A 24,290-nucleotide genomic window follows, 5' to 3' on the forward strand; every position below is an offset into this window, starting at 1 on the left:
AGTGTTTCACGTGAAACATTTTGATGTTGTCGTGATCGGTGGCGGACATGCGGGGGTCGAAGCTGCCTGTGCATCGGCGCGCATGGGGTCAACGACGGCGCTGGTGACCATGCGGCGAGAGGACATCGGCACGCTGTCGTGCAATCCCGCCGTGGGCGGACTCGGCAAGGGCCATCTCGTGCGCGAGATCGACGCCCTCGACGGGGTCATGGGCCGGATCGCCGACCGAGCAGGCATCCAGTTCAGGCTTCTGAACCGACGCAAGGGGCCCGCGGTTCAGGGCCCGCGGGCGCAGATGGACCGCGCAGCCTATCGTCGCGAAGCGATGCAGACTGTTGCGACGCAGCCGGGCCTTGCGGTCATGATCGACGAGGTTGTCGACCTGACGATCTCGGGCGGCATGGTCGCCGGTCTGACTCTGAAGGCTCACGGCGAGATTTTGGCCGCTTCGGTCGTGGTGACCACCGGGACATTTCTGAATGGCGTCATTCACATCGGCGATCAAAGCCGCCCCGCAGGCCGCTGGGGCGACGACGCCTCAGCAAGTCTCGCCGGGTCGCTGCATCGCCTCGGGCTGCCCACCGGACGACTGAAAACGGGAACGCCCCCGCGCCTCGATGGGCGCAGCATCGACTGGTCGCGCGTCGGCAGCCAGCCCGGGGACGATATTCCGGCGATGTTTTCCTATCTGCATGATCGCACCTTCCTGCCGCAGGTCCCCTGCGGGGTCACGGCCACAAACGCCCGGACGCACCGGATCATCCACGATAACATCCGGCTGTCGGCAATGTATGGCGGGCACATCTCTGGGAAGGGGCCGCGCTACTGTCCGTCCATCGAAGACAAGGTCCTGCGCTTCGCCGACAAGGAGTCTCACCAGGTCTTCCTCGAACCCGAGGGCCTGGAGGACGATACCGTGTATCCCAACGGCATCTCGACCTCCCTGCCCGAACCCGTCCAGGCCGCTTATGTGAGGACGATGGAGGGCCTTGAAGACGCCGTCATCACCCAGCCTGGCTACGCGGTCGAATACGATTATATAGATCCCCGCGCACTGGACGCGACGCTGAAAGTCCGGGATGTCCAAGGGCTGTATCTGGCCGGTCAGATCAACGGAACGACGGGCTATGAGGAGGCTGCCGCCCAGGGCCTTGTCGCGGGTCTCAATGCGGCCTTGTCCAGCCAGGGCCGCCCATCCGCCCTGTTCAGCCGGACAGAAAGCTATATCGGCGTGATGGTCGACGATCTGACGACGCATGGCGTCACCGAACCCTACCGCATGTTCACCTCGCGGGCCGAGTTCCGCCTGTCGCTTCGGGCAGACAATGCCGATCAGCGGCTGACCCCGTTCGGCATCGAGCTTGGCTGTGTGTCGCAGGACCGGCGCGACCGCTTTGCAGCTCGGCAGGGGCGCTACGCCGCCGCACGGGCAGCGACCGAAAATTGCCGCTTCACCCCAGCCCAACTTCAGAAGGCCGGGTTCAATGTGCGCCAGGACGGCCAGCCACGATCGGTTTTCATGCTTCTTGGCGGGGCGGATACCGACCTTGAACTTCTCGCATCCGTCATGCCGGGCTTGGCGGATGTGCCGAAAGACACGCTTCAGCAGTTGAAGAATGATGCGCTTTATCAACAGTTTGCCGACCGTCAAGCCCGAGACGCGGCAATCCTGCGGCAAGATGAGGCCATTCCGCTGCCCGCCGATCTGGATTATGCCGACCTGCCCGGCCTGTCTGGCGAACTCGCGTCCAAACTGGGCGCGGCGCGGCCGGCGACGCTGGCGGCGGCATCGCGGATTGAGGGTATGACCCCCGCGGCCCTGACCCTGCTGGTCGCCGTGTCGCGATCCCGGCGGCGCCAGCGCGCATGACGCAGAATGTTTCACGTGAAACACTCGACCGCCTCACCTGCTATGCCGCGCTCGTCCGGCAGTGGAATCCGCGGATCAATCTGGTGGCACCCTCCACGCTCGCGCAACTCGAGGCGCGCCACATCGACGATTCGATGCAGATTGCCCAGCATGCCGACCCAGGCGACGGCGTTTGGGCCGATCTTGGCAGCGGTGGCGGTCTTCCCGGCCTCATTCTCGCCGCGATCTATGCGGACCGCCCGGCCCGCTTTTGCCTTGTTGAAAGCGATCAGCGCAAGGCTGCCTTCCTGCGAACGGCCATCCGCGAGATGGGCCTTCCGAACGCCACTGTCATCGCCCGGCGGATCGAGGCGGTGGATCCGCTGAATGCCGCCGACATCTCGGTCCGCGCGCTTGCCCCGCTTCCGTGCCTCATGCCATACATGGAAATGCATCTTGCAACGCAGGGACAGGCTTGGCTGATGAAGGGCGAAAACTGGCGGCAAGAGGTCTCGGAAGCGCGCAAGCTTTGGCGATTCGATCTCGACCATTTCCCCAGCCGCACTCATCCGGCGGCAGCCATCCTCAAGATCAGCGGAGTATCGCATGTCTGACCACAACATCGTGGCGATCGCCAACCAGAAGGGCGGCGTCGGCAAGACCACGACAGCGATCAACCTCGGCGCTGCGCTGGCCGAGGCTGGCTACCCGGTGCTGCTGGTCGATCTCGATCCGCAGGGCAATGCCTCGACCGGTCTGGGGATCGACAGCGACAAGCGGGACCTGACGGTTTACGATTTGCTGGCGGGGCAGCACAGCCTCCAGGACTGCGCGGTGGCCACCTCGATCGAGAATCTGGGCATCGTTCCCGCGACGCCCGACCTGTCTTCAGCCGATGTCGATCTGGCGCAGGCGCAGGACCGCACCCGCCTTCTGCGCCGCAAGCTGGAGGCCGCCCCGTCCGGCAGCATCGTTCTGATCGACTGCCCGCCCGCCCTCGGGTTGCTCACGGTGAACGCGATGGTCGCCGCCGATGCCGTTCTTGTTCCGCTGCAGGCCGAGTTCTACGCGCTTGAAGGGCTGTCGCAGCTGCTGACCACGGTCCGCGAGGTTCGCCAGACCGCCAACCCGGCGCTGCGGATCAATGGCGTTTTGCTGACCATGTCTGATTACCGCAACAACCTTGCCCAGCAGGTCGAGGCCGATGCCCGCGCAACCCTTGGCGAACTGGTCTATCCGACCGTGATTCCTCGGAATGTTCGCGTTTCCGAGGCGCCATCCCACGCCAAGCCGGTTCTCAGCTATGATCCTTCGTCGAAGGGCAGCGCGGCTTATCGCCAATTCGCGGCCGAATTCGCCGCACGCCTGAAACTGGTTCCCGAGGAGGCCTGAAATGACCGACAGCAAGCTTGCCAAGCGTGGCCTGGGCCGCGGGCTTTCCGCGCTCATGGCCGACATGGACCTGGCGGAACCGGCGCCGACCGCAGCCGCCCCGCGCGACCGCACCATGATCCCGATCGAGCAGCTGACCGCCAATCCCGACCAGCCGCGCCGCAGCTTTGCCCCCGAGGCGTTGCAGGAACTGGCCGACTCGCTGCGCGCGCGGGGGGTGTTGCAGCCGTTGATCGTGCGACCGCACCCGCAAGACGCCGGGCTCTACCAGATCGTTGCGGGCGAGCGGCGCTGGCGTGCCGCGCAGATGGCCCAGCTGCACGAGATGCCGGTCATCATCCGCGAGCTGTCCGATACCGAAGTGCTTGAAATCGCCATCATCGAGAACATCCAGCGCGCCGACCTCAATGCCATCGAGGAGGCGGCTTCGTTCCGCCAGCTGATGGACCGCTTCGGCCATACGCAGGAACGACTGGCCGAGGCGCTGAACAAAAGCCGCAGCCACATCGCCAACCTGCTGCGCCTGTTGAACCTGCCCGATCCCGTCCAGGACATGGTCAAGGATGGAAAGATCTCGTCTGGCCATGCGCGGGCGCTTGTCACGGCGCCGAATGCCCTGCATTTGGCGCGGAAAGTGGTCGAAAAGGGCCTGTCGGTGCGCGAGACCGAGGATCTCGTTCGCAAGCAGAGCGCGGGCGAATCCGCGCCAAGGCCCGCCGCTGCCCGGCGGGTCGAGAAGGACGCCGATACCCGCGCGCTTGAATCGGACCTGTCAGCGCATTTGAAGATGGGGGTGGCGATCACCCATTCGGGCGACGGTGCAGGGACCATCGCGATCTCTTACCGAGATCTGGATCAGCTTGATGCGCTGTGCCAACTGTTGGGTGGGAACCGCTGATCTGGTGTAATCCTAGAAATAAAACACTACATCTGGTGCCTAAATGCTTGGCCGAGTTACCAGATAAACACTCACCGCGACGCAGATGCAGGCCTGGATCGCGACAACCCAATGCGGCACGCCCAGCCACAGTGCCAGCGCGATCCCCGAGGACATGGCAAGCACCGCCCAGATCTTGGCCAGCCTGCCGACGGCGCCGCGTTCCTGCCAGGCCCTGACCGGCGGCCCGTAGGTCGGATGCTCCAGGATCCGGCGGCGCAGCCTGGGTGAGCTTCGGGCAAAGGCCCAGGCGGCGACCAGGAGGAACGGCACCGTCGGCATGATGGGCAGGGCGATGCCGAGGATGCCCAGTCCCAGGGCAAGGCAGCCCAGGGTCAGCCAGAGGGCCCGCATCGTCACGCCGCCAGTTCGCGCAGGATCGCGTTCAGAACAGGCCGCCCCGCTGCCGTGGCGCGCAGCCTGCCCGCCTCGCACCGGACCATGCCCAGATCCTCCAGCCGCGCGATCGCGCCACCATCCAGAGGCGCCCCCGCCAGTCGGGCATGGCGCGCCAGATCCAGCCCTTCGCTCAGCCGCATCGCCATCAGCAGATACTCCGTCGCCTGCTCCTGTGGCGGAACCAACGCGCGCAGCGACTCTGCCGTTCCACGCGCCTCGACCGCCTCAAGCCAGGCCGTAGGCATGGCATGCGCCTCGGTCGCCATGCGCCCCTCGGGCAGGCTGATCCGCCCATGCGCGCCGGGCCCGACGGCCGCCCAGTCGCCCTGCCGCCAATAGATCAGGTTGTGCCGGCTTTCCGACCCCGGCGCGGCATGGTTCGAGATTTCATAGCCCGCCATGCCCCACGCGGCGCAGATATCCTGCGTCTCCAGATACATGTCGGCGGCCAGGTCATCGTCGGGCAGTCCCCGAAGCCCGCCGGCCGCCGCCCGCGCCCCGAAGGCCGTCCCCGGCTCGATGGTCAGTTGGTACAGCGACAGGTGATCCACCGCCATCTGCAGCGCCTCTTGCAGTTCGGCGCGCCACGCGGCGGCGGTCTGGCCCTGCCGCGCATAGATGAGGTCAAAGCTGACCCGCCCGAAACAGTCCCGCGCGACGTCGAAGGCCGCCCGCGCCTCGGCGACCGAATGCATCCGCCCCAACCGGCGCAGGTCATCGTCGTTCAGCGCCTGGATGCCCATCGACAGCCGATTCACGCCGGCATCGGCATAGCCGCGAAAGCGGGCCTTCTCGACGCTTGTGGGGTTTGCCTCCAGCGTGATCTCGATGTCGTTTGCGAAGCCCCAGGCGGCGCGCGCCGCGCCGATCACGCGATCAACGGTCTCGGGCGCCATCAGCGAGGGCGTGCCGCCACCAAGGAAGATGCTGTTGAGGTGCCGGCCGGGCAGTTCCGCGCCCAGCCGCCCGATCTCGGCGCACAGCGCCTCGGCCCATCGGGGCTGATCGACCCGGGCCGCGACATGGCTGTTGAAATCGCAATAGGGGCATTTCGCCGCGCAGAAGGGCCAGTGGACATACAGGCCGAAGCCGCCATGGCGCCAATCCTCGGCGGCAACAGGGCCGTCCGCGCTCATGCCCGCATCGCGGTGACTTCGATCTCGACCAGCATCTCGGGCCGGATCAGGTCGGCGATGATCATGGTGGCCGCCGGGCGGATCTCGGCGAAGGCCGCGCCGAGGACCGGCACCAGATCGTCCAGCAAGGCCCGGTCGACCAGCGTATACTGGACGCGAACGATGTCCTGCGGGGAAAAACCCGCCTCGTCCAGCACCGCGAAGATCGTCGCAAGACAGTTGCGGGCCTGGCCAGCGACATCCTCTGGCATCACCATGCTGGCGTAGTCATAGCCGGTGACGCCGGAGAGAAAGCACCAGCCGCCCTTCACCACTGCCCGGCTGTAGCCCATCGTCGCCTCGAACGGCGAGCCTGTCGAGATCCTATGCAAAGCAGCCCTCGATCAGCGCCGCGACCGCCCGTGCCCGGTGGCTCAGCCGGTTCTTCTGCTCGGCGGTCATCTCGCCCAGGGTCATGTCATGGCCGTCGGGCATGAAGATGGGGTCGTAGCCATGCCCATGCACCCCGCGCGGCGGCCAGACCACGCGACCCGGCAGGACGCCCTCGACGATCTCGTCATGGCCGTCGGGCCACATCAGCACCAGCGTGCAGCGGAACTGGGCGCGGCGCGGATCGGGCGCGCCGCGCGCCTCAAGCTCGCGCCAGGTGCGCGCCATCGCCATGCCGAAATCGCGTCCCTCGCCGGTCTCTGCCCAGTCCGCCGTGTGGACGCCGGGCGCGCCGTCCAGCGCATCGACGCAGATGCCGCTATCGTCCGAGAGGGCGGGCAGGCCCGTCGCGGCGACCGCGGCGCGGGCCTTGATCCGGGCATTGCCGGCAAAGCTGTCCTCGGTCTCCTCGGGCTCGGCCAGCCCGGCCTCGGCAGCACCCATCACCGCGACCCCGAAGGGCGCCAGCAGGGCGCGCATCTCGGCCAGCTTGCCGGCGTTGTGCGTGGCCACCAGCAGCTGCCGCCCCTCGAACTGCCTCATGTCAGCGCGGCCTTCTGCGCCGCGACCAGGTCGGCCATGCCGGCCTCGGCAAGGTCGAGCAGCGTGGTCATCTGCGCCCGCGAGAAGGTGGCGCCCTCGGCCGACATCTGCACCTCGATCAGCCGCCCGGCGCCGGTCAGCACGAAGTTGCCGTCGGTGCCGGCCTCGCTGTCCTCGGCATAGTCCAGATCCAGCACCGGCTGGCCGGCATAGACGCCACAGCTGACCGCCGCCACATGATCGAGGATCGGGTCGCTGGTCAGCGCGCCGGATTTCAGCAGCCGGTTCACCGCCAGCCGCAGCGCCACCCATCCGCCGGTGATCGCCGCGCAGCGGGTGCCGCCATCGGCCTGGATCACGTCGCAATCGATCGTGATCTGGCGCTCTCCCAGGGCGCTGCGGTCCACGCCGGCGCGCAGGCTGCGGCCGATCAGCCGCTGAATCTCCTGCGTCCGGCCCGACTGCTTGCCCTGCGCGGCCTCGCGGCGATTGCGGGTGTTGGTGGCGCGCGGCAGCATCCCGTATTCGGCCGTCACCCAGCCCAGCCCGGTGCCCTTCAGGAAGCGCGGCGGGTTTTCCTCGATCGAGGCCGTGCACAGCACATGCGTTTCGCCGACCCGGATCAGGCAGGATCCCTCGGCATGCCGCATCACCCCGGTTTCAATTGAAATCGGGCGCATTTGGCTTAGATTCCGGCCAGAGGGGCGCATGGGCAGTCCTTTCCGATGAAGATTGGCTGCCCCATACAGGTCCGCGCCCCCTCCACGCAAGCCCGCGAGGCACATGAGCCAGGAAACGCTGCTGTCAGAGCTGAACGACCGGTCCCGCGAGGTGTTCCGCCGGGTGGTCGAAACCTATCTCGAAACCGGCGAGCCGGTCGGATCGCGCACGCTGACAAGGGCGCTGTCGGAAAAGCTGAGCGCGGCGACGATCCGCAACGTGATGCAGGACCTCGAACTCATGGGGCTCCTCGACAGCCCGCATGTCTCGGCCGGGCGCATGCCCTCGCAGCAGGGCCTTCGGCTGTTCGTGGACGGAATGATGGAGGTCGATGCCGTCGCCCCCACCGACCGCGCGGCCATCGACCAGACGCTTGGCAATGACGATCCCGACACCGGGCTGCTGCTGGACCGGATCAGCACGGCGCTGAGCTCGATCACCCGCGGCGCCTCGCTGGTGCTGATGCCCAAGCACGAGGCGCCGGTGCGCCACATCGAATTCGTCAGCCTCGCGCCCGACCGCGCGCTGGTGGTGCTGGTCTTTGCCGATGGCCATGTCGAGAACCGCGTCTTCACGCCGCCCGCCGGCCAGACCCCGTCCTCGATGCGCGAGGCGGGCAATTTCCTGAACGCCATGGCCGAGGGCCGCACCCTGTCGGAACTGCGCAGCCACATGGCCAGCCAGATCGCCGAGCGGCGCCGCGAGCTTGACGTGCTGGCGGCCGAGCTGGTCGAATCCGGCCTTGCGCTGTGGGGTGCCGAGACCACCGATCCGCGGCTGATCGTGCGCGGCCGCGCCAACCTTCTGGATCGCGAGGCCGCCGACATCGACCGGATCCGCGTCCTCTTCGACGATCTCGAACGCAAGCGCGACATCGTCGAGTTTCTCGAGCTGACCGAGAAGGGCGAGGGGGTGCGCATTTTCATCGGCTCCGAGAACAAGCTTTTTTCACTTTCGGGTTCCGCTCTGGTGGTTTCACCCTATATGAATGCCGACCGGAGGATTGTGGGCGCCGTGGGCGTGATCGGACCGACGCGGCTGAATTACGGGCGCATCGTGCCGATCGTCGACTACACGGCGCAGCTGGTCGGGCGAGTGTTGTCCGGCCGCAAAGGATGAGTGGAAGATGACCGAGCAGAACGAACCGCCGATGGACGACTATCTGGAAGATCCGCTGGCCGATCCCGCCGACGAGATCCTGCGCCTCGAGGCCGAGCGCGACGAATTCCGCGACAAGTGGATGCGGGCGCTGGCCGATGCCGAGAATTCGCGCAAGCGCGCCGAAAAGGACCGCCGCGATGCCGAACAGTATGGCGGCTCGCGGCTGGCGCGCGATCTGCTGCCGGTGCATGACGCGCTGACCCGCGCGCTGGACGCCGCCACCGAGGACCAGCGCGCCGCCTCGGCCGCGCTGATCGAGGGGGTCGAGCTGACCCTGCGCGAGCTGTCGAACGTCTTTGCCAAGCACGGCATCACGGTCATCACGCCCAAGGCAGGCGACAAGTTCGATCCCAGCTTTCACGAGGCCATGTTCGAGGCCGCGCTGCCCGGCACCGTGGCCGGACAGATCATCCAGGTGATGGACAACGGCTTCCGCCTGCACGACCGGCTGCTGCGCCCGGCCAAGGTCGGCGTCAGCTCGACCCCGGCAAGCTGACCCCGCGATCGCGGCCGCTACAACCTTCCTCTGACTTGCCGATTGTTCCCGGGCGCGCGAGGCTTGGGGACATTCGGTCATCGGAGGAGGGGACCATGGCGAGTACCGAGGGGGTGATGATTCACCCGGCCGTCGACCACGGCATAAAACCGGGCAATGCAAGCTTTTCGGGCGGCACGCTGAGTTGCCATTGCAGCAGCAACCCGGTCAAGGTCCGTGTCGGCGGACAGACCGCCCACAACCATGTCTGCGGCTGCACCAAGTGCTGGAAGCCCGACGGTGCGATCTTCAGCCAGGTCGCGGTCGTGTCGCGTGACGCGGTCGAGGTGGTCCAGGGCGCCGACAAGCTGGAAATCGTCAATGCCGACGCGCCGATCCAGCGGCACCGCTGCAAGGATTGCGGCGTGCACATGTATGGCCGGATCGAGAACAAGGACCATCCGTTCTACGGGCTGGATTTCGTGCATACCGAACTGTCGTCGGAAGACGGCTGGTCGGCGCCCGAATTCGCGGCCTTCGTCAGCTCGATCATTGAATCGGGCGTCGATCCGTCGCGGATGGACGGCATCCGGTCGCGGCTGCGCGAACTTGGGCTGGAACCCTATGATGCCCTGTCGCCACCGCTGATGGACGCCATCGCCACGCATATCGCCAAACGCTCGGGTGCGCTGGCGGCTTGACGGCGGCGAAGTTCGTCCGGACAGAACCACCCCGGGGGGGCCGCATCGCCGGCCCCCTCGGCCATGACCGAAACGCCCGATCGGAACGATAGGAGTAGAGACGATGAGAACCCGTGCCGCCGTGGCCCTCGAGGCCGGAAAACCGCTGGAAGTGATGGAGGTCAATCTCGACGGGCCGAAGGCAGGCGAGGTGATGGTCGAGATCAAGGCGACCGGCATCTGCCACACCGACGAATTCACCCGCTCGGGCGACGACCCCGAGGGGCTGTTCCCGGCGATCCTGGGCCATGAGGGCGCGGGCGTCGTGGTCGAGGTCGGCCCCGGCGTCACCTCGGTCAAGCCGGGCGATCACGTCATCCCGCTGTACACGCCCGAATGCCGGCAATGCGCCTCCTGCCTGTCGGGCAAGACCAACCTCTGCACGGCGATCCGCGCGACGCAGGGGCAGGGGATGATGCCCGACGGCACCTCGCGCTTCTCGATGCTGGATGGCACGCCGATCCATCACTACATGGGCTGCTCGACCTTCTCGAACTTTACCGTCCTGCCGGAAATCGCGGTGGCCAAGGTCCGCGAGGACGCGCCCTTCGACAAGATCTGCTACATCGGCTGCGGCGTGACGACCGGAATCGGCGCGGTGATCAACACCGCCAAGGTCGAGATCGGCGCCAAGGCGGTGGTCTTCGGCCTCGGCGGGATCGGGCTGAACGTGCTACAGGGCCTGCGGCTGGCCGGCGCCGACATGATCATCGGCGTCGATCTGAACGACGACCGGCAAGAGATGGCGACGCGCTTCGGCATGACGCATTTCATCAACCCCACCAAGGTCGAGAACGTGGTGCAGGAAATCGTCAACATGACGAAGACCCCCTTCGACCAGATCGGCGGCGCGGATTACAGCTTTGACGCCACCGGCAACGTCAAGGTGATGCGGCAGGCGCTGGAATGCACCCATCGCGGCTGGGGCCAGTCGGTCATCATCGGCGTGGCGCCCGCCGGGGCCGAGATCAGCACACGCCCGTTCCAGCTGGTCACTGGCCGGGTCTGGAAGGGCACCGCCTTCGGCGGCGCGCGCGGCAGGACCGACGTGCCGAAGATCGTCGACTGGTACATGGACGGCAAGATCGAGATCGACCCGATGATCACCCATACCCTGTCGCTGGACGACATCAACAAGGGCTGGGACCTGATGCATTCGGGCGAATCGATCCGCTCGGTCGTGCTTTACTGATCCTTCAGGTCTGCTTAGGTAAAAGGACGGCGGGGCCGATGGTCCCGCCGTCGCCATGAGAACAAACCGAGGAGCAGGGCCCATGCGTCACCAGTGGCTGGACGATGACGACGACGACGAGGACGAGGACGACCGCCGCCACAAGGGCGACAAGGACGAGGGGCTGGGCCTTCCCGAGGGCGACAAGATCGGCAAGCTGTATTTCAGGTCGCGCACGGTGATCGTCGCCGGGGCGATCAACGACAAGCTGGCGCAGCGCACGGTCGCGCATCTTCTGGCCCTGGCCGAGGACAGCGACAAGCCGATCAACATGCTGATCTCGTCGCCCGGCGGGCATGTGGAATCGGGCGACATGATCCACGACGTGATCAAGTTCATCCGCCCGACGGTGCGCACCATCGGCTCGGGCTGGGTGGCCTCTGCCGGCGCGCTGATCTTCGTCGCGGCGAAGAAGGAAAACCGCTACTGCCTGCCCAATACGCGCTTTCTGATCCACCAGCCCTCGGGCGGGATCGGCGGCACCTCGTCGGACATGATGATCCAGGCCGAACAGGTCCGGCTGATGCGCGACCGGCTGAACCAGATCTTTGCCGAGGCGACCGGCCAGCCGATCGAGCGGATCGAGAAGGACACCCAGCGCGACTTCTGGCTGAACACCCAGGAGGCGCTGGACTACGGCCTTCTGGGCCAGGTGATCCGCTCGGCAGAAGAGCTGACATGACGGCGCGCGGGGTGTCTGTCCGCCCCGCGACGCCGGCCGATCACGACGCCATCTGGGCGATCCTGAAGCCGGTCTATCGCGCGGGAGAGACCTATTGCATCCCGCGCGACGTGACCCGCGCCGAGGCGCTGGCCGACTGGTTCGCGCAGCCCTTCACGGTGTTCGTGGCGCTTGCCGAGGGGCGGATCGTCGGCACCAGCCATGTCGGCGCCAATCGCCCGGCCGGCGGCTCGCATGTCGCCAATGCCTCCTTCGCGACCGATCCTGCGGCGCGGGGCAGGGGCGTGGCGCGGGCGCTGGTCGATCATGCCAAGGGCTGGGCGCGGCAGATGGGCTTTGCGGCGATGCAGTTCAACTTCGTCGTCTCGACCAATGCCGATGCCGTCCATTTGTGGCAGAAAGCCGGTTTTGCCATTGTCGGCCGGCTGCCGGGGGCGTTTCGTCACCCGCAGCAAGGGCCGGTCGATGCGCTGGTCATGTTCCACGACCTGAAGGAGACATCCGATGAGCCTTGAGACCCTGTCCGAGAATCGCAGCTTTGGCGGCACGCAGGGCGTCTATCGCCACCGCTCGGAGGCGACCGGCACCGACATGACCTTCGGGCTGTTCCTGCCCGAACACGCGCAGCACGGCCGGGTGCCGGTTCTGTGGTATCTGTCCGGCCTGACCTGCACGCACGAGAATGCGATGACCAAGGCCGCCGCGCAGGGCTGGTGCGCCGAGGCCGGCATCGCCATCGTCTTTCCCGACACCTCGCCGCGCGGCGAGGACGTGGCCGATGACGAGGCCTATGACCTGGGCAAGGGCGCGGGCTTCTATGTCAACGCCACGCAGGACCCGTGGAAGCCGCATTTCCGGATGTGGCACTATGTCGTGCATGAACTGCCCGAACTGGTCGGCGACACATTCGCCGTGGATCGCGACGCCATGGGCATCACCGGCCATTCGATGGGCGGGCACGGCGCGCTGACCATCGCGATGACGCATCCCGACCGTTACCGCTCGGTCTCGGCCTTCGCGCCGATCGCCAACCCGACTGAATCCGACTGGGGCCGCAAGCAGTTGACCGCCTATCTGGGCGAGGATCGCGACGCCTGGCGCGCCCATGATTCCACGATCCTGATGACCGAACGCGGCTATCCCGGCGAGGTGCTTATCGACCAGGGCGGCAGCGACCAGTTCCTGGATCTGCTGAAGCCCGAGGCGCTGGCCCATGCGATGATGGCGCGCCGCCAGCCCGGCCAGTTCCGCATGCAGCCGGGCTATGACCACAGCTATTTCTTCGTGCAAAGCTTCATGGCCGACCATGTGCTGTGGCACGCCGAACGGCTGATCTGACGGATTGCCGATCCTTCCCGGTCGCCTTGCCGAACGGGCCTCAGACTTTAGGGGCAAGTGGCAAGGCGTCTGATTGACGACAGGGGGTGCGCATCCAAGACTGCTGCCATGGACAAGCTGCGGTGGGAGGAAATCTGCAGCACATGATCCTACAGCGGAGGAACACCTGATGAGATACCTGTTGACCAGCGCCTGCGCGGCGCTGCTGATGACCGGTGCCGTGGCCCATGCCAATGAAAGCGTGCTTGCCGAGACGGCCAAGCCCGAGCAGTGGGCCATCCAGACCGGCAACTACGCCAACACGCGCTATTCCGAACTGGATCAGATCACCCGCGAGAATGTCGGCGACCTGCGCGTCGCCTGGACCTTCTCGACCGGCGTGCTGCGCGGCCATGAGGGCAGCCCCCTGGTGATCGGCGACGTGATGTATGTGCACACGCCCTTCCCCAACAACATCTTCGCGCTGGATCTGGCCAATGACGGCAAGATCCTGTGGCGTTACGAACCGCAGCAGGACCCCGAGGTGATCGCGGTGATGTGCTGCGACACCGTCTATCGCGGCGTGGCCTATGCCGACGGCATGATCCTGTCGCATCAGGCCGACACGACGCTGGTGGCGCTGGACGCCAAGACCGGCGAAGAGAAGTGGAAGGTCAAGACGGGCGACCCGGCCATCGGCGAGACCAACACCGCGACCGTGCTGCCGGTCAAGGACAAGGTGATCGTCGGCGTCTCAGGCGGCGAATACGGCGTGCGCGGCCGGGTGACGGCCTACAATCTGTCGGACGGATCCGAAGCCTGGAAGGCCTATTCCACCGGCCCGGACGAGGAAATGCTGGTCGATCCCGAGAACACGATGGTTCTCGGCAAGCCGATCGGCAAGGACAGCAGCCTCAACAGCTGGGAAGGCGACCAGTGGAAGATCGGCGGCGGCACCACCTGGGGCTGGTATTCCTATGACCCCGAACTGAACCTGATCTATTACGGGACCGGCAACCCCTCGACCTGGAACCCCAGCCAGCGGCCGGGCGACAACAAGTGGTCGATGACCATCATGGCCCGCGACGCCGATACCGGCATGGCCAAGTGGTTCTACCAGATGACGCCGCATGACGAATGGGACTTCGACGGCGTGAACGAGATGATCCTGACCGATCAGGAGATCGACGGGACGCCCCGCAAGCTGCTGACCCATTTCGACCGCAACGGCCTCGGCTACACGCTGGACCGCGAGACCGGCGAATTGCTGGTGGCCGAGAAGTATGACCCGGCCGTGAACTGGACGACCGGCGTCGACATGGACCCGAATTCGGACACCTATGGCCGCCCGGCCGTGGTTGCCGAATACTCGACCGCGCAGAACGGCGAGGACACCAACACCACCGGCGTCTGCCCGGCGGCGCTGGGGTCGAAGGACCAGCAACCGGCGGCCTTCTCGCCCAAGACGAACCTGTTCTACGTGCCGACCAACCATGTCTGCATGGACTACGAACCGTTCCGTGTGGCCTATACCGCGGGCCAGCCCTATGTCGGCGCCACGCTGTCGATGTATCCCGCGCCCGACAGCCATGGCGGCATGGGCAACTTCATCGCCTGGGACGGCGTGAAGGGCGAGATCAAGTGGTCGCTGCCGGAACAGTTCTCGGTCTGGTCGGGCGCGCTGGCGACCGCGGGCGACGTGGTCTTCTACGGCACGCTTGAGGGCTTCCTGAAGGCCGTCGACGCCGAGACCGGGGAAGAGCTGTACAAGTTCAAGACCCCCTCGGGCATCATCGGCAACGTCATGACCTATGTGTCGGGCGGCAAGCAGTATGTCGGCGTGCTGTCGGGCGTCGGCGGCTGGGCCGGCATCGGTCTGGCGGCCGGTCTGACCAACCCGAATGACGGTCTGGGCGCCGTGGGCGGTTATGCCGCGCTCAGCGACTATACCGAACTGGGCGGCCAGCTGACCGTGTTCGAACTGCCCGGCGATGTCGCCGCGGCACCGGCAACCGAGGAAGCCCCGGCCGACGGGACCACCAGCGGCTAATACTTTCGTTCCGCAAGAGCGAAGTTGATCTGTGAAAGGACCGCCCCAGCGATAGACTGGGGCGGTTCTGTCTGAAGAGAGCAGGCAGCCTGAGATTTGGGAGGAAGACCATATGAAAGCCATCAGCAGCCTTGCGGCGCTGGTCCTTGGCGCGTTCGTGGCCGGCGCGGCCTTCGCGCAGACCGACGCGGCCGGAGACACGCCCCCGGCCGAAGCCGGCGCAGGCGCGGCGGCCGCGGTGTCGGGCACTGCCGAGGCGCCGGCGGCGGATGCCGCGGCCGCAGAACCGGCGGATGCCGGCGGCGGTGACGCGGCGGCAGGCAAGGTTCTGGCCAATGGCATGGACATCACCCCCGCGAACATGGAAAACGGGCGCTGGTACAATGCCGACGGAATTCCGGTCTACAAGATCGACGAGGACGGCACCGTCGACTTCGCGACCTTCAACGGCTATCGCCGTTATTCGGCCGAATGCCATGTCTGCCACGGTCCCGACGGCGAGGGGTCGACCTATGCGCCGGCGCTGAAGAACTCGGTGCTGCGGATGGACTACTACGACTTCCAGCAGATCGTCGCATCGGGCAAGCAGGACGTGAACGCCGCGCAGAACCAGGTGATGCCGGCCTTTGGCACCAACAAGAATGTCTGGTGCTATATCGATGACATCTATGCCTATCTCCTGGCGCGCGGCACCGGCGACCTCCCGCGTGGCCGGCCCGCCAAGAAGGCCGACAAGCCCGACGAATTCACCGCGCAGGAAGATTCCTGCATGTCGATGTAAGATGGCGCATCGCCTCGCCCTTGCCATGATGCTGGCCACCTGCGCCGCGGTTCCGGCCGCGGCGCAGGTCGCCGACCTGCGCTCGACCACGGCGTTCCGGGTCTGCGCCGATCCTGCCAATGCGCCCATGTCGATGAAGGACGGCTCGGGCTTCGAGAACCGGCTGGCCGCGAAATTCGGCGAATGGCTGGGCCTCCCGGTGACCTACAGCTGGTTTCCCTCGGGCATGGGCTTCATCACCAAGACCCTGCGCGCCGGCACCTGCGACGTGGTGATGGGCTATGCGCAGGGCGACGAGCTGGTGCAGAACACCAACCACTACTACACCTCGGTCTTCGGGATCGTGGCCCGCAGGGACGGCCCGCTGGCCGATGTGGACCGGCTGGGCGATCCGGCGCTGAAGGGGCATCCGCTGGGCGTGATCGCGGGCAGCCCGCCCGCGACGATCATGGCGCGGGCCGGGCTGGCCAAGGACATGCGCGGCGCCGACCTGTTCGTGGATCGCCGCGTCGAGGACCCCGTGGGCGAGCTGATCGAGGGCGTCCGCGAGGGCAGCCTGGATGCCGCAGTGCTGTGGGGTCCGCTGGCCGGGCCGCGCCTGAAGGACGACCCCGACCTGCAGTTCACGCCGCTGTTGCAGGAAACGACCGGCCCGAAGATGTTCTATCGCATCACCATGGGTGTCAGACTGGGTGAACAGGAATGGAAACGCCAACTGAACAGCCTGATCCGTCGCCATCAGGACGAGATCGACGCCCTGCTGCACGAGGCGGGGGTGCCGCTGGTGGACGACTACGGCAAGGCCTTGGCGCCGTGATCCGCCGGCTGGCCATGCTGGTTCTGGTGGCCGCGCTGGCCGGCCCGGTCGCGGCGCAGGTCCCCGAACCCGACGACTACCGCGGCGAACCCTATCGCGCGCCGGTGCCTTCCACGCTGGCCGGGGCCGAGGTCGTCGACGCGGCCGGGGCCATCGCCCTGCACGCGCAGGGGGTGCCCTTCGTCGATGTGCTGCCGCGCAAGACCCGGCCGCCCGAACTGCCCGAAGGCACCGTCTGGCGCGAACCCCCGCACGAGACGATCCCCGGCGCGCTGTGGCTGTGGAACACCGGCTACCAGAAGCTGTCCGAGGTCGAACATGCGCGGCTGGTCGACGGGCTGGAAAAGGCCAGCGGCGGCGACCTGGCCGCGCCGCTGGTGATCTTCTGCCGCGCCGATTGCTGGATGAGCTGGAACGCCGCGCGCCGCGCCGTCGAGATGGGCTATCAGCGGATCAGCTGGTTTCCCGGCGGCATCGAGCAGTGGCAGGCCGCCGGCGGCGCCGCGCTGGTCAGCGCGGAACCTGTCGCCCCGTGAACTGGCCGAAGGCCCGTGGCCCGGCGGGGACCTCGATCGCCGCGCGCACCGACAGGCTGGCGGCATCGATGATCTGCACGCTGTCGGAATCCCAGTTGGCGACGACCACGCCGCTGCCATCGGGCAGGGCGGCGATCCCCTCGGGATAGTCGCCGGTGACCACCTCGCCGGTGATCTCCAGCGTGCGCGGGTCGAACACCGTCAACGTCCCGGCATACTGGTTGGTGACAAAGCCGCGGCCGGCCGCGAAGGCCACCGCATAGGGATGGCTGCCGGTCGGCACCGCGCCGATCAGCCGCCCGGCGATCGGGTCGATGACCGAGACGCGGTTGCCCTGCACATCGGCTGTCCACAGCCGTCCGTCATGGAATGTCAGCCCGAAGGGATGTTCGCCGGCGGTCCGCACCCGCCGCAACAGCCGCCCGGTCATCGCGTCGAAGATGCTGACCGCGTTGGCGTCGCGATCCGCCGTGGCCACCAGCACCCCGTCGGGGCTGACCGCGACCCCCGCCGGGGCATCGCCGGTGGCTGCCGACCACAAGGGCGCCAGCCCCGCATCCAGCCGCGTCAGCCTGTCGCCGAACCAGTCGGTCACGAAGATCCCGCCGCCCGGCGCCACCGCGACACCGAAGGCGCCCTCGCCCAGATCGGCCTTCGCCACCAGCCTCGCGGCCTCGTCCAGCACGCTCAGCCGGCCGGTCTCGGCGGCGATGACATAGGCCAGCCCCCGCGCGGAATCATAGGCGACGGGCGCAGGCGCACCCTCGATCCGGGCGCTGGCCACGATCCGCTGCCGGTCCAGGTCGAGGATCGAGACGGCGTTGCCGTTCTGCGAGGTCACGAACGCGATGTCCCCGGCACCGGCCGGGGAGGTCAGGGCAAGAAGGCCGACCAGCGCCCGCGCCAGCATGGCCCGGGCTATTCGACCTTGCCGAAGCGTTCGGCCAGCGCGTCGAGGCCCGCCTGATAGATGCCGCCCACGGCGGCCTCGGCGGCCGCGTCGTTCAGGGTCTCGGGCGGGTCGTTGTTCGGAAAGCCGCGGTAATAGCCGCCCTTCCAGACCACCTCGGCCTTGCCGTCCTTGTCCCTCACCTGCAGGGTCGAGGAATAGTTGGTCACCGGCAGCACCTCGGGGGCGACCTCGGTAATCATGTATTTGTAGCTGCGCTTCCCGGCGTCGATCGCCATCAGCTGTTCGGTGATGGTCGGATCGCCCGCATCGGCCTTCAGATGCAGCTCCCGGGTCGATTCGTCGGGCACGTTCGCCGCCGCGCCCTCGGGCGTCATCTCGGTCGAGGCGACGGCGGGATGCCAGCTCATGTCGTCAAAGCGGCCGATCACCGCCCACACCTCGTCCGGCGTCGCATCCAGCGTCACCGTCATCTCGGTCTTCAGCCGTGACGGCCCATGGGCCCCCGCCATCGTCGCCAGCGCAAGCGTCGCACCCAGGGCGAGGCCAAGCGTTTTCCTGATCATTGCGTCCCTGTCCTCCCGAAACGTCGCCTAGACCATGCGATCCGGGCCGCCCGACGTCCATACGACAAAAGATGTAGCCAATCATTCCCGCCCGGACCGGGAAGAATAACCGGGTTGATGCGGGCGCGCCCAGCCCGCAACATGCTGCCGGGGAGTGAGAAAATGTTCAAGGGAATCATGGGACTTTTGGCTGGTGCCTGCCTGTCGGCCGGCGCCGCCCCGGCCCAGCAGGGCGATCCGGCGCTGATCCGCGCGGCGGTGCTGCGAGTCGATGTCGCCGGGTTGCCGCCGATCTCGCGGCTGGATCTGCGTCCCGCGGACCTGGGCTTTGCCGGCGCCCGGCTGGCGATCGATGACAACGACACCACCGGCCGCTTCATGGGCCAGGATTTCGAGGCCGAGGAGGTCGCTTCCACCCCGGACGCGGCGGGCGCCGAGCTTGACCGGCTGCTGGGCGAGGGCATCGAATTCGTGGTGTTGCTGGCCGATGACGCCACCACGCTGGCGCTGGCCGATCAGGCCGGCGACCGGGCGATCATCCTGAACGCCGCCGCCCGGGGCGACAATCTGCGCGGCGCCGACTGCCGCTTCAACACCATCCATGTTGCGCCCAGCCATGCGATGCTGGCCGATGCGCTGACCCAGTTCCTGATGTGGAAGAACTGGCCGCGCTGGTTCCTGATCGAAGGCAGCCATCCCGAGGACACCGGCTATGCCGACGCCTTCCGCCGCTCGGCCGCGAAATTCGGCGCGAAGATCGTCGAACAGCGCGTGTTCGAGGACACCGGCGGTGCCCGCAGCACCGACAGCGGCCACGTCCAGGTGCAGAAGCAGATGCCGGTCTTTACCCAGCGCGCCGCCGAACACGACGTGGTCGTGACCGCGGACGAGGCCGATGTCTTTGCCAGCTACCTGCCCTACCAGACCTGGGACCCGCGCCCGGTCACCGGCTCGGCCGGGTTGGTGCCGCGCAGCTGGCATCCCGCGATGGAGGCCTGGGGCGCGACCCAGTTCCAGAACCGCTTCGAGAGGCTGGCAAACCGGCCGATCCGCGAAGAGGATTACCAGACCTGGCTGGCGCTGCGGATGATCGGCGAGGCGGCGACCCGCACCGGGTCGGGCGATCCGGCGGCGTTGCGCGAATTCATGCTGTCGGACCAGTTCGACGTGGCGGGCTTCAAGGGGCAGAAGCTGACCCTGCGCGCCTGGGACCATCAGGTGCGACAGCCGATCCTCCTGACCACCGGCAACCTGACCGTCTCGGTCAGCCCGCAGGACCAGTATCTTCACCAGACCAGCCAGCTGGACACGCTGGGCATCGACCGCCCCGAAACCGAATGCACGTTCCAGGAGGCATCGTGAAACATCTTTTGACCCTGACCCCTGCCCTCGTGCTGTTCGGGCTGGCCGAACCGGCGCAGGCCAACCGCGTCTTCGTCACCAACGAAAAGGGCAACGACGTCACCGTGCTGGACAGCCAGACGCTGGAGGTGATCGGCACCTATCCGGTCGGCAACCGCCCGCGCGGCATCACCATCAGCCCGGACGGCAAGGAGCTGTATGTCTGCGCCTCGGACGACAACCTCGTGCGGGTCTTCGATCCCGAGACGATGGAGGAGCTGCACACCCTGCCCTCGGGCCCCGACCCGGAACTGTTCGTGCTGCACCCCTCGGCCAATCCGCTGTATATCGCCAACGAGGACGACAACCTCGTGACCGTGGTGGACGTGAAGACCCATCAGGTGCTGGCCGAGATCCCGGTCGGCGTCGAGCCCGAGGGGATGGGCGTCAGCCCGGACGGCAGGATCGTCATCAACACCTCGGAAACGACCAACATGGCGCATTTCATCGACAGCGAAAGCTTCGAGATCGTGGCCAATGTGCTGGTCGATTCGCGGCCCCGCTTTGCCGAATACAACCATGACGGAACCAAGCTGTATGTCAGCTCCGAGATCGGCGGCACGGTCAGCGTGATCGACCCCGCCACCCAGCAGATCACGAAGAAGATCACCTTCGAGGTGCCCGGCGTGCTGCCCGAGGCGGTGCAGCCGGTCGGCGTCCGGGTCAGCAGCGACGGCCGGAAGGTGTTCGTGGCGCTCGGGCCGTCCAACCGCGTCGCGGTGATCGACGGCGAGACCGACGAGGTCAGGGACTACCTTCTGGTCGGCCAGCGCGTCTGGCAGATGGCCTTCACCCCGGACGAGAAATACCTGTTCACCACCAATGGCAATTCCAACGACGTCTCGGTGATCGACGTCGCCTCCGAAGAGGTGGTGAAATCCGTGGCCGTGGGCCAGCAGCCCTGGGGCGTGGTGGTCGCGCCCGACGCGACCGCGAACTGAGCAACCGAGAAGGAGACGACGACATGACCCGCCTGCTGACCATCCTGATGATCATGGCCGGCCTTGGCCTGCCCGCCGCCGCGCAGGTCGCCGCCCCCGCCGACGATGCCGCCGCCACCGAAGCCGCGGCCGGTGCCGCCACGTCCGAGGAGGAGGACGACGACGACGATGACGAAGAGGACGGCGAGGCCGCGGCCACCTACGACGCCAAGGGCAAGTTCGACTATGGCTTTGCCGGGCTGATGGCGCGCGACAACCGCACCGATCTGGCGCCGTTGACCCTGGCCTCTGGCTCGCCGGTCGCGGCGCAGGAATACACGCTGAAATCGGGCGGCTTCTACCGCATCGACATCAATGCCGATGGCAGCGCCGAACTGGCCCTGTCGGGCGGCGACTTCTTCCGGTCCATCTGGATCAACGAGATCGTCATCAACGACATCGAGATCCGCCCGATGGGCGTGCACAGCATCGAATTCGACAATGCCGGCACCGCCACCATCAGCTTCATCGCGGTGACGCCGGGCCGATATGCCTTGTCGATCCCCGGTTCCTCGGGCGACACTCAGCAGGCCGTCTTCAACATCCAGTAGGCATCGTGACCGCCGCGCTCGAAATCGACCATGTCAGCCACAGCTTCGGCCGCGTCACCGCGCTGGACGATGTGTCGCTGACGGTCCCGCGCGGCGGCTTCACCGCGCTGCTGGGGGTGAACGGCGCGGGCAAGACCACGCTGTTTTCCCTCATCACCCGGCTTTACGACAACAGTTCGGGCAGCATCCGCGTCGCCGGCCATGATCTGCGGCGCCAGCCCCGGCAGGCGCTGGCGCGGCTGGGGGTGGTGTTCCAGAGCCGGGCGATGGACGCCGATCTCAGCGTGCGCCAGAACCTCGCCTATCACGCCAGCCTGCACGGCATCGGCCGCAGCAATGCCGCCGCCCGGATCGAGGCGGTGCTGGCGCAGGTCGGGCTGGCCGAGAAATCGGGCGACCGCATCAGCGCGCTGTCGGGCGGCCAGCAGCGCCGGGCCGAAATCGCCCGCGCGCTGATCCACAGCCCCGACATCCTGCTGCTGGACGAGGCGACGGTGGGCCTTGACGTGAAATCCCGCGCCGAGGTGCTGGCGCTGACCCGGCGGCTGATCGCGGATCACGGCGTGTCGGCGCTGTGGGCCACCCACATCATGGACGAGATCCAGCCCGACGACGATCTGGTGATCCTGCATCAGGGCCGCGTGCTGCGGCAGGGCAGCGCCGGACAGATCGCCGCGGGCCAGGGTCTGACGCGCGCGTTTCTCGACCTGACCGGCGTGGCGGCGGCATGAGCGATCGCAGCTTTCCGCCGCGCGCCTGGGCCATTGCCTTCGCCGGCATCGCCCGGCGCGAGACGCTGCGTTTCGTGAACCAGCGCGGCCGCTTCCTGGCGGCGCTGGTGCGGCCGCTGGTCTGGCTGTTCATCTTTGCCGCCGGCTTCCGGGCGGTGCTGGGGCTGTCGATCACCCCGCCCTACCAGACCTATGTCCTCTACGAGGTCTACGTGACCCCCGGCCTTGTCGCGATGATCCAGCTGTTCAACGGCATGCAATCCTCGCTGTCGATGGTCTATGACCGCGAGACGGGCGCGATGCGGACGCTGCTGGTCAGCCCCTTCCCGCGCTGGTTCCTGCTGGCCTCGAAGCTGGTCGCGGGGGTGCTGGTATCGATCATCCAGGTCTATACCTTCCTCGCCATCGCCTGGCTGTGGGATGTGCGCCCGCCGGTCTGGGGTTATCTGACCGTGCTGCCGGCGCTGGTGCTGGCGGGGCTGATGCTGGGGGCGATGGGGCTGTTCCTCAGCTCGGCGATCCGCCAGCTTGAAAACTTCGCCGGGGTGATGAACTTCGTCATCTTCCCGATGTTCTTCGCCTCCTCGGCGCTGTATCCGCTGTGGCGGATGCGCGAAAGCTCGACCCTGCTGCACGACATCTGCGCGGCGAACCCGTTCACCTATGCGGTCGAGCTGATCCGCTTCGCGCTTTACGGACAGGTGAACTGGCTGGCGCTGGCGGTGGTCCTAGGCTGTTTGGCGGGGTTTTTCGGCGCGGCGGTGTTCATGTATGATCCCTCCAAGGGTCTCTGGGCCCGCCGGAAAGGAACCGCATGAGACTTGTCCTGACGTTGATCGCGACCCTGGCCGCGGGCCCTGCCCTTGCCGCCGGCGGCACCGATCCCGACTGGCCCTGCATCCAGCGCAAGCAGCCGCACCTGTCGCTGGGACAGATGTGGACCGGCCCGATGCCCGACGAGGCGACGTTGCAACTGGCCCGCGATTCGCGGATCGTGGCGCTGGCCGAACGGCTGGAACAGCGCCGGCTGCCGATGGATCAGGCCGAGGCCCAGATTGCCGCATTTGCCGAGACCGCCGACAACATGCGGCTGACCGCGCTGATGCAGGCGGTGCTGGACCGGATCGAACCCGACCGCAGCGCCCTGATCGGCGGCATCGCGCGCTATGGCAACCGCCAGGTCGCCCTTGCCCGCCGGATCGAGGAACGCCGCGCCACGATGGCCGCCATGGAGGCCGCCGAGACCCCCGATTTCGACGCGATCGACGCCGAGGAACGCGCGCTGGACTGGGACCGGCGCATCTTCACCGAACGCCAGCAATCGCTGACCTATGTCTGCGAAACCCCGGTGATCCTGGAACAGCGCGCCTTCGCGCTGGCCCGCGCCATCGCCAGCCACCTGACGGACTGACCGCGGCTACAGGCTGCCGCTGAGGATCAGGTATCCCGGCAGCCAGCCGGTGAAGATCCCGGCCAGCAGCGTGACCACCGCCGTCGGCCGGCGGATCGGCCGGCGCAGCGCCAGCAGCGCGAAATACATCCCCCACAGCACCGCCCAGACCAGCCAGTTGCCGGCCAGCCACACCTCGCCCGCGCTGCGCGCGGCGGCGATCTCGGACAGGAAGACCGGCAGGGCGGTGATCGCCACGAACAGGCTGAACCAGCCCAGCCCGCGCCCGTCGGCGCCCGACCATCGGTTGTAGGCGACCCACAGATAGGTGGTGGCGAACAGCAGGCTCAGCGCGGCGTTTCGGATACTGGCGGGGCCCGCCGCGCTGCCGAAGGCGTCATGGACCACCACCGCGCCCGAGACCAGCCCTGCGACGATGTTGATGACGACCACCTCGCGATCCTCGATCTGGCCCAGCAGCCACAGCCCGTTCAGCACCAGCACCGCGCCGACATAGAACAGCACGAACCCCGTCAGCATGATGACCCTCCGCCATGCCCGCACGG

Annotated in this window: 28 protein-coding genes and 1 pseudogene; 21 read left to right on the plus strand and 8 right to left on the minus strand. The window is 67.1% G+C overall.

The features are described from left to right. The first annotated feature begins 10 nt into the window (after positions 1-10). The 4 genes from mnmG to Q5Y72_RS07950 are packed head-to-tail and all read left to right on the plus strand — an operon-like array spanning position 11 to position 4,139. A complete protein-coding gene (mnmG, locus tag Q5Y72_RS07935) occupies positions 11-1,870 on the plus strand; it encodes a tRNA uridine-5-carboxymethylaminomethyl(34) synthesis enzyme MnmG (RefSeq protein ID WP_305962867.1) in 1,860 nt (619 codons plus the stop codon). Further along, positions 1,867-2,463: a 16S rRNA (guanine(527)-N(7))-methyltransferase RsmG gene (gene rsmG, locus Q5Y72_RS07940; RefSeq protein WP_305962868.1), complete on the plus strand. Its 597-nt coding sequence runs from the start codon at positions 1,867-1,869 to the stop codon at positions 2,461-2,463. Before mnmG ends, rsmG begins: the two co-directional genes overlap by 4 nt. Then, positions 2,456-3,241: a ParA family protein gene (locus Q5Y72_RS07945; RefSeq protein WP_305962869.1), complete on the plus strand. Its 786-nt coding sequence runs from the start codon at positions 2,456-2,458 to the stop codon at positions 3,239-3,241. Before rsmG ends, Q5Y72_RS07945 begins: the two co-directional genes overlap by 8 nt. A gap of 1 nt (position 3,242) precedes the next feature. Then, positions 3,243-4,139: a ParB/RepB/Spo0J family partition protein gene (locus Q5Y72_RS07950; RefSeq protein WP_305962870.1), complete on the plus strand. Its 897-nt coding sequence runs from the start codon at positions 3,243-3,245 to the stop codon at positions 4,137-4,139. Positions 4,140-4,178: 39 nt separating this feature from the next. Here Q5Y72_RS07950 and Q5Y72_RS07955 read toward each other — a convergent pair whose 3' ends face one another. From Q5Y72_RS07955 to rph, 5 genes are read right to left on the minus strand one after another with little or no spacing between them, the layout of a single operon-like run. Continuing rightward, positions 4,179-4,532 carry a YbaN family protein gene (locus tag Q5Y72_RS07955; protein ID WP_305962871.1) on the minus strand — a complete coding sequence of 118 codons (354 nt, stop codon included), beginning with the start codon at positions 4,530-4,532 and terminating at the stop codon, positions 4,179-4,181. Positions 4,533-4,534: 2 nt separating this feature from the next. After that, positions 4,535-5,713 carry a radical SAM family heme chaperone HemW gene (hemW, locus tag Q5Y72_RS07960; protein WP_305962872.1) on the minus strand — a complete coding sequence of 393 codons (1,179 nt, stop codon included), beginning with the start codon at positions 5,711-5,713 and terminating at the stop codon, positions 4,535-4,537. Beyond that, on the minus strand, positions 5,710-6,084 hold the full coding sequence (locus tag Q5Y72_RS07965) for a RidA family protein (protein ID WP_305962873.1): 375 nt from the start codon (positions 6,082-6,084) through the stop codon (positions 5,710-5,712). Before Q5Y72_RS07965 ends, hemW begins: the two co-directional genes overlap by 4 nt. Continuing rightward, positions 6,077-6,685, minus strand: coding sequence for an RdgB/HAM1 family non-canonical purine NTP pyrophosphatase (gene rdgB / locus Q5Y72_RS07970; protein ID WP_305962874.1), 609 nt, complete (start codon positions 6,683-6,685; stop codon positions 6,077-6,079). Before rdgB ends, Q5Y72_RS07965 begins: the two co-directional genes overlap by 8 nt. After that, positions 6,682-7,395 (minus strand): ribonuclease PH, encoded by a 714-nt coding sequence (gene rph / locus Q5Y72_RS07975; protein WP_305962875.1) that lies wholly within the window; start codon positions 7,393-7,395, stop codon positions 6,682-6,684. Before rph ends, rdgB begins: the two co-directional genes overlap by 4 nt. A 73-nt stretch (positions 7,396-7,468) precedes the next feature. Here rph and hrcA point away from each other — a divergent pair, with 73 nt between their 5' ends. The 11 genes and pseudogenes from hrcA to Q5Y72_RS08030 all read left to right on the plus strand — a co-directional run bounded on the left by hrcA (position 7,469) and on the right by Q5Y72_RS08030 (position 17,195). Beyond that, entirely contained in the window at positions 7,469-8,524 is a 1,056-nt protein-coding gene (hrcA, locus tag Q5Y72_RS07980) for a heat-inducible transcriptional repressor HrcA (RefSeq protein ID WP_305962876.1), read from the plus strand. 7 nt (positions 8,525-8,531) lie between these two features. After that, positions 8,532-9,062 carry a nucleotide exchange factor GrpE gene (locus Q5Y72_RS07985; protein WP_371930794.1) on the plus strand — a complete coding sequence of 177 codons (531 nt, stop codon included), beginning with the start codon at positions 8,532-8,534 and terminating at the stop codon, positions 9,060-9,062. A 95-nt stretch (positions 9,063-9,157) separates the two neighbouring features. Next, positions 9,158-9,742 (plus strand): S-(hydroxymethyl)glutathione synthase, encoded by a 585-nt coding sequence (gene gfa / locus Q5Y72_RS07990; protein WP_305962877.1) that lies wholly within the window; start codon positions 9,158-9,160, stop codon positions 9,740-9,742. 103 nt (positions 9,743-9,845) lie between these two features. Then, complete coding sequence (locus tag Q5Y72_RS07995; RefSeq protein WP_305962878.1) at positions 9,846-10,973, plus strand: S-(hydroxymethyl)glutathione dehydrogenase/class III alcohol dehydrogenase; 1,128 nt, start codon at positions 9,846-9,848, stop codon at positions 10,971-10,973. An 82-nt stretch (positions 10,974-11,055) separates the two neighbouring features. Then, complete coding sequence (locus tag Q5Y72_RS08000) at positions 11,056-11,694, plus strand: ATP-dependent Clp protease proteolytic subunit (RefSeq protein WP_305962879.1); 639 nt, start codon at positions 11,056-11,058, stop codon at positions 11,692-11,694. After that, positions 11,691-12,209, plus strand: a complete 519-nt coding sequence (locus tag Q5Y72_RS08005) for a GNAT family N-acetyltransferase (protein ID WP_305962880.1) — start codon at positions 11,691-11,693, stop codon at positions 12,207-12,209. The genes Q5Y72_RS08000 and Q5Y72_RS08005 overlap by 4 nt, the downstream gene beginning before the upstream one ends. Beyond that, on the plus strand, positions 12,199-13,032 hold the full coding sequence (gene fghA / locus Q5Y72_RS08010) for an S-formylglutathione hydrolase (RefSeq protein WP_305962881.1): 834 nt from the start codon (positions 12,199-12,201) through the stop codon (positions 13,030-13,032). Before Q5Y72_RS08005 ends, fghA begins: the two co-directional genes overlap by 11 nt. A 169-nt stretch (positions 13,033-13,201) precedes the next feature. Next, a pseudogene (locus tag Q5Y72_RS08015) lies at positions 13,202-14,998 on the plus strand (methanol/ethanol family PQQ-dependent dehydrogenase); the annotation flags it as partial. A gap of 175 nt (positions 14,999-15,173) precedes the next feature. Continuing rightward, positions 15,174-15,842: a c-type cytochrome, methanol metabolism-related gene (locus tag Q5Y72_RS08020; RefSeq protein WP_305962882.1), complete on the plus strand. Its 669-nt coding sequence runs from the start codon at positions 15,174-15,176 to the stop codon at positions 15,840-15,842. 1 nt (position 15,843) lies between these two features. Continuing rightward, positions 15,844-16,659: a quinoprotein dehydrogenase-associated putative ABC transporter substrate-binding protein gene (locus Q5Y72_RS08025; protein WP_305962883.1), complete on the plus strand. Its 816-nt coding sequence runs from the start codon at positions 15,844-15,846 to the stop codon at positions 16,657-16,659. 14 nt (positions 16,660-16,673) lie between these two features. Further along, on the plus strand, positions 16,674-17,195 hold the full coding sequence (locus Q5Y72_RS08030; RefSeq protein ID WP_305962901.1) for a PQQ-dependent catabolism-associated CXXCW motif protein: 522 nt from the start codon (positions 16,674-16,676) through the stop codon (positions 17,193-17,195). On the opposite strand, the gene Q5Y72_RS08035 is transcribed toward Q5Y72_RS08030, so the two are convergent. Both Q5Y72_RS08035 and Q5Y72_RS08040 read right to left on the minus strand, forming a co-directional pair. Then, the gene (locus tag Q5Y72_RS08035) at positions 17,170-18,105 is read right to left on the minus strand and encodes a YncE family protein (RefSeq protein ID WP_305962884.1); all 936 of its coding nucleotides are present in this window, start codon (positions 18,103-18,105) and stop codon (positions 17,170-17,172) included. The two genes, Q5Y72_RS08030 and Q5Y72_RS08035, sit on opposite strands and share 26 nt — an antisense overlap. An 8-nt stretch (positions 18,106-18,113) precedes the next feature. Next, complete coding sequence (locus tag Q5Y72_RS08040) at positions 18,114-18,671, minus strand: SRPBCC family protein (protein WP_305962885.1); 558 nt, start codon at positions 18,669-18,671, stop codon at positions 18,114-18,116. A 162-nt stretch (positions 18,672-18,833) separates the two neighbouring features. On the opposite strand from Q5Y72_RS08040, the gene pedA1 reads away from it, so the two are divergent. The 6 genes from pedA1 to Q5Y72_RS08070 are packed head-to-tail and all read left to right on the plus strand — an operon-like array spanning position 18,834 to position 23,745. Next, positions 18,834-20,033, plus strand: a complete 1,200-nt coding sequence (pedA1, locus tag Q5Y72_RS08045; protein WP_305962886.1) for a lanthanide ABC transporter ABC transporter substrate-binding protein PedA1 — start codon at positions 18,834-18,836, stop codon at positions 20,031-20,033. Then, positions 20,030-21,013 (plus strand): YVTN family beta-propeller repeat protein, encoded by a 984-nt coding sequence (locus Q5Y72_RS08050; protein WP_305962887.1) that lies wholly within the window; start codon positions 20,030-20,032, stop codon positions 21,011-21,013. The genes pedA1 and Q5Y72_RS08050 overlap by 4 nt, the downstream gene beginning before the upstream one ends. A gap of 23 nt (positions 21,014-21,036) precedes the next feature. Continuing rightward, a complete protein-coding gene (locus Q5Y72_RS08055) occupies positions 21,037-21,603 on the plus strand; it encodes a cupredoxin domain-containing protein (protein WP_305962888.1) in 567 nt (188 codons plus the stop codon). A gap of 5 nt (positions 21,604-21,608) precedes the next feature. Continuing rightward, complete coding sequence (pedB, locus tag Q5Y72_RS08060) at positions 21,609-22,334, plus strand: lanthanide ABC transporter ATP-binding protein PedB/LutE (RefSeq protein ID WP_371930795.1); 726 nt, start codon at positions 21,609-21,611, stop codon at positions 22,332-22,334. Beyond that, positions 22,331-23,152: a lanthanide ABC transporter permease protein PedC gene (gene pedC / locus Q5Y72_RS08065; RefSeq protein WP_305962889.1), complete on the plus strand. Its 822-nt coding sequence runs from the start codon at positions 22,331-22,333 to the stop codon at positions 23,150-23,152. Before pedB ends, pedC begins: the two co-directional genes overlap by 4 nt. Continuing rightward, a complete protein-coding gene (locus tag Q5Y72_RS08070; RefSeq protein WP_305962890.1) occupies positions 23,149-23,745 on the plus strand; it encodes a hypothetical protein in 597 nt (198 codons plus the stop codon). The genes pedC and Q5Y72_RS08070 overlap by 4 nt, the downstream gene beginning before the upstream one ends. A gap of 6 nt (positions 23,746-23,751) precedes the next feature. Here Q5Y72_RS08070 and Q5Y72_RS08075 read toward each other — a convergent pair. Then, a partial coding sequence (locus tag Q5Y72_RS08075; RefSeq protein ID WP_371930796.1) for an AmiS/UreI family transporter occupies positions 23,752-24,290 on the minus strand: 539 nt, incomplete at its 5' end.

The sequence above is a fragment of the Paracoccus spongiarum genome, assembly GCF_030732095.1.
GTDB classification, from domain to species: Bacteria; Pseudomonadota; Alphaproteobacteria; order Rhodobacterales; family Rhodobacteraceae; genus Paracoccus; species Paracoccus spongiarum.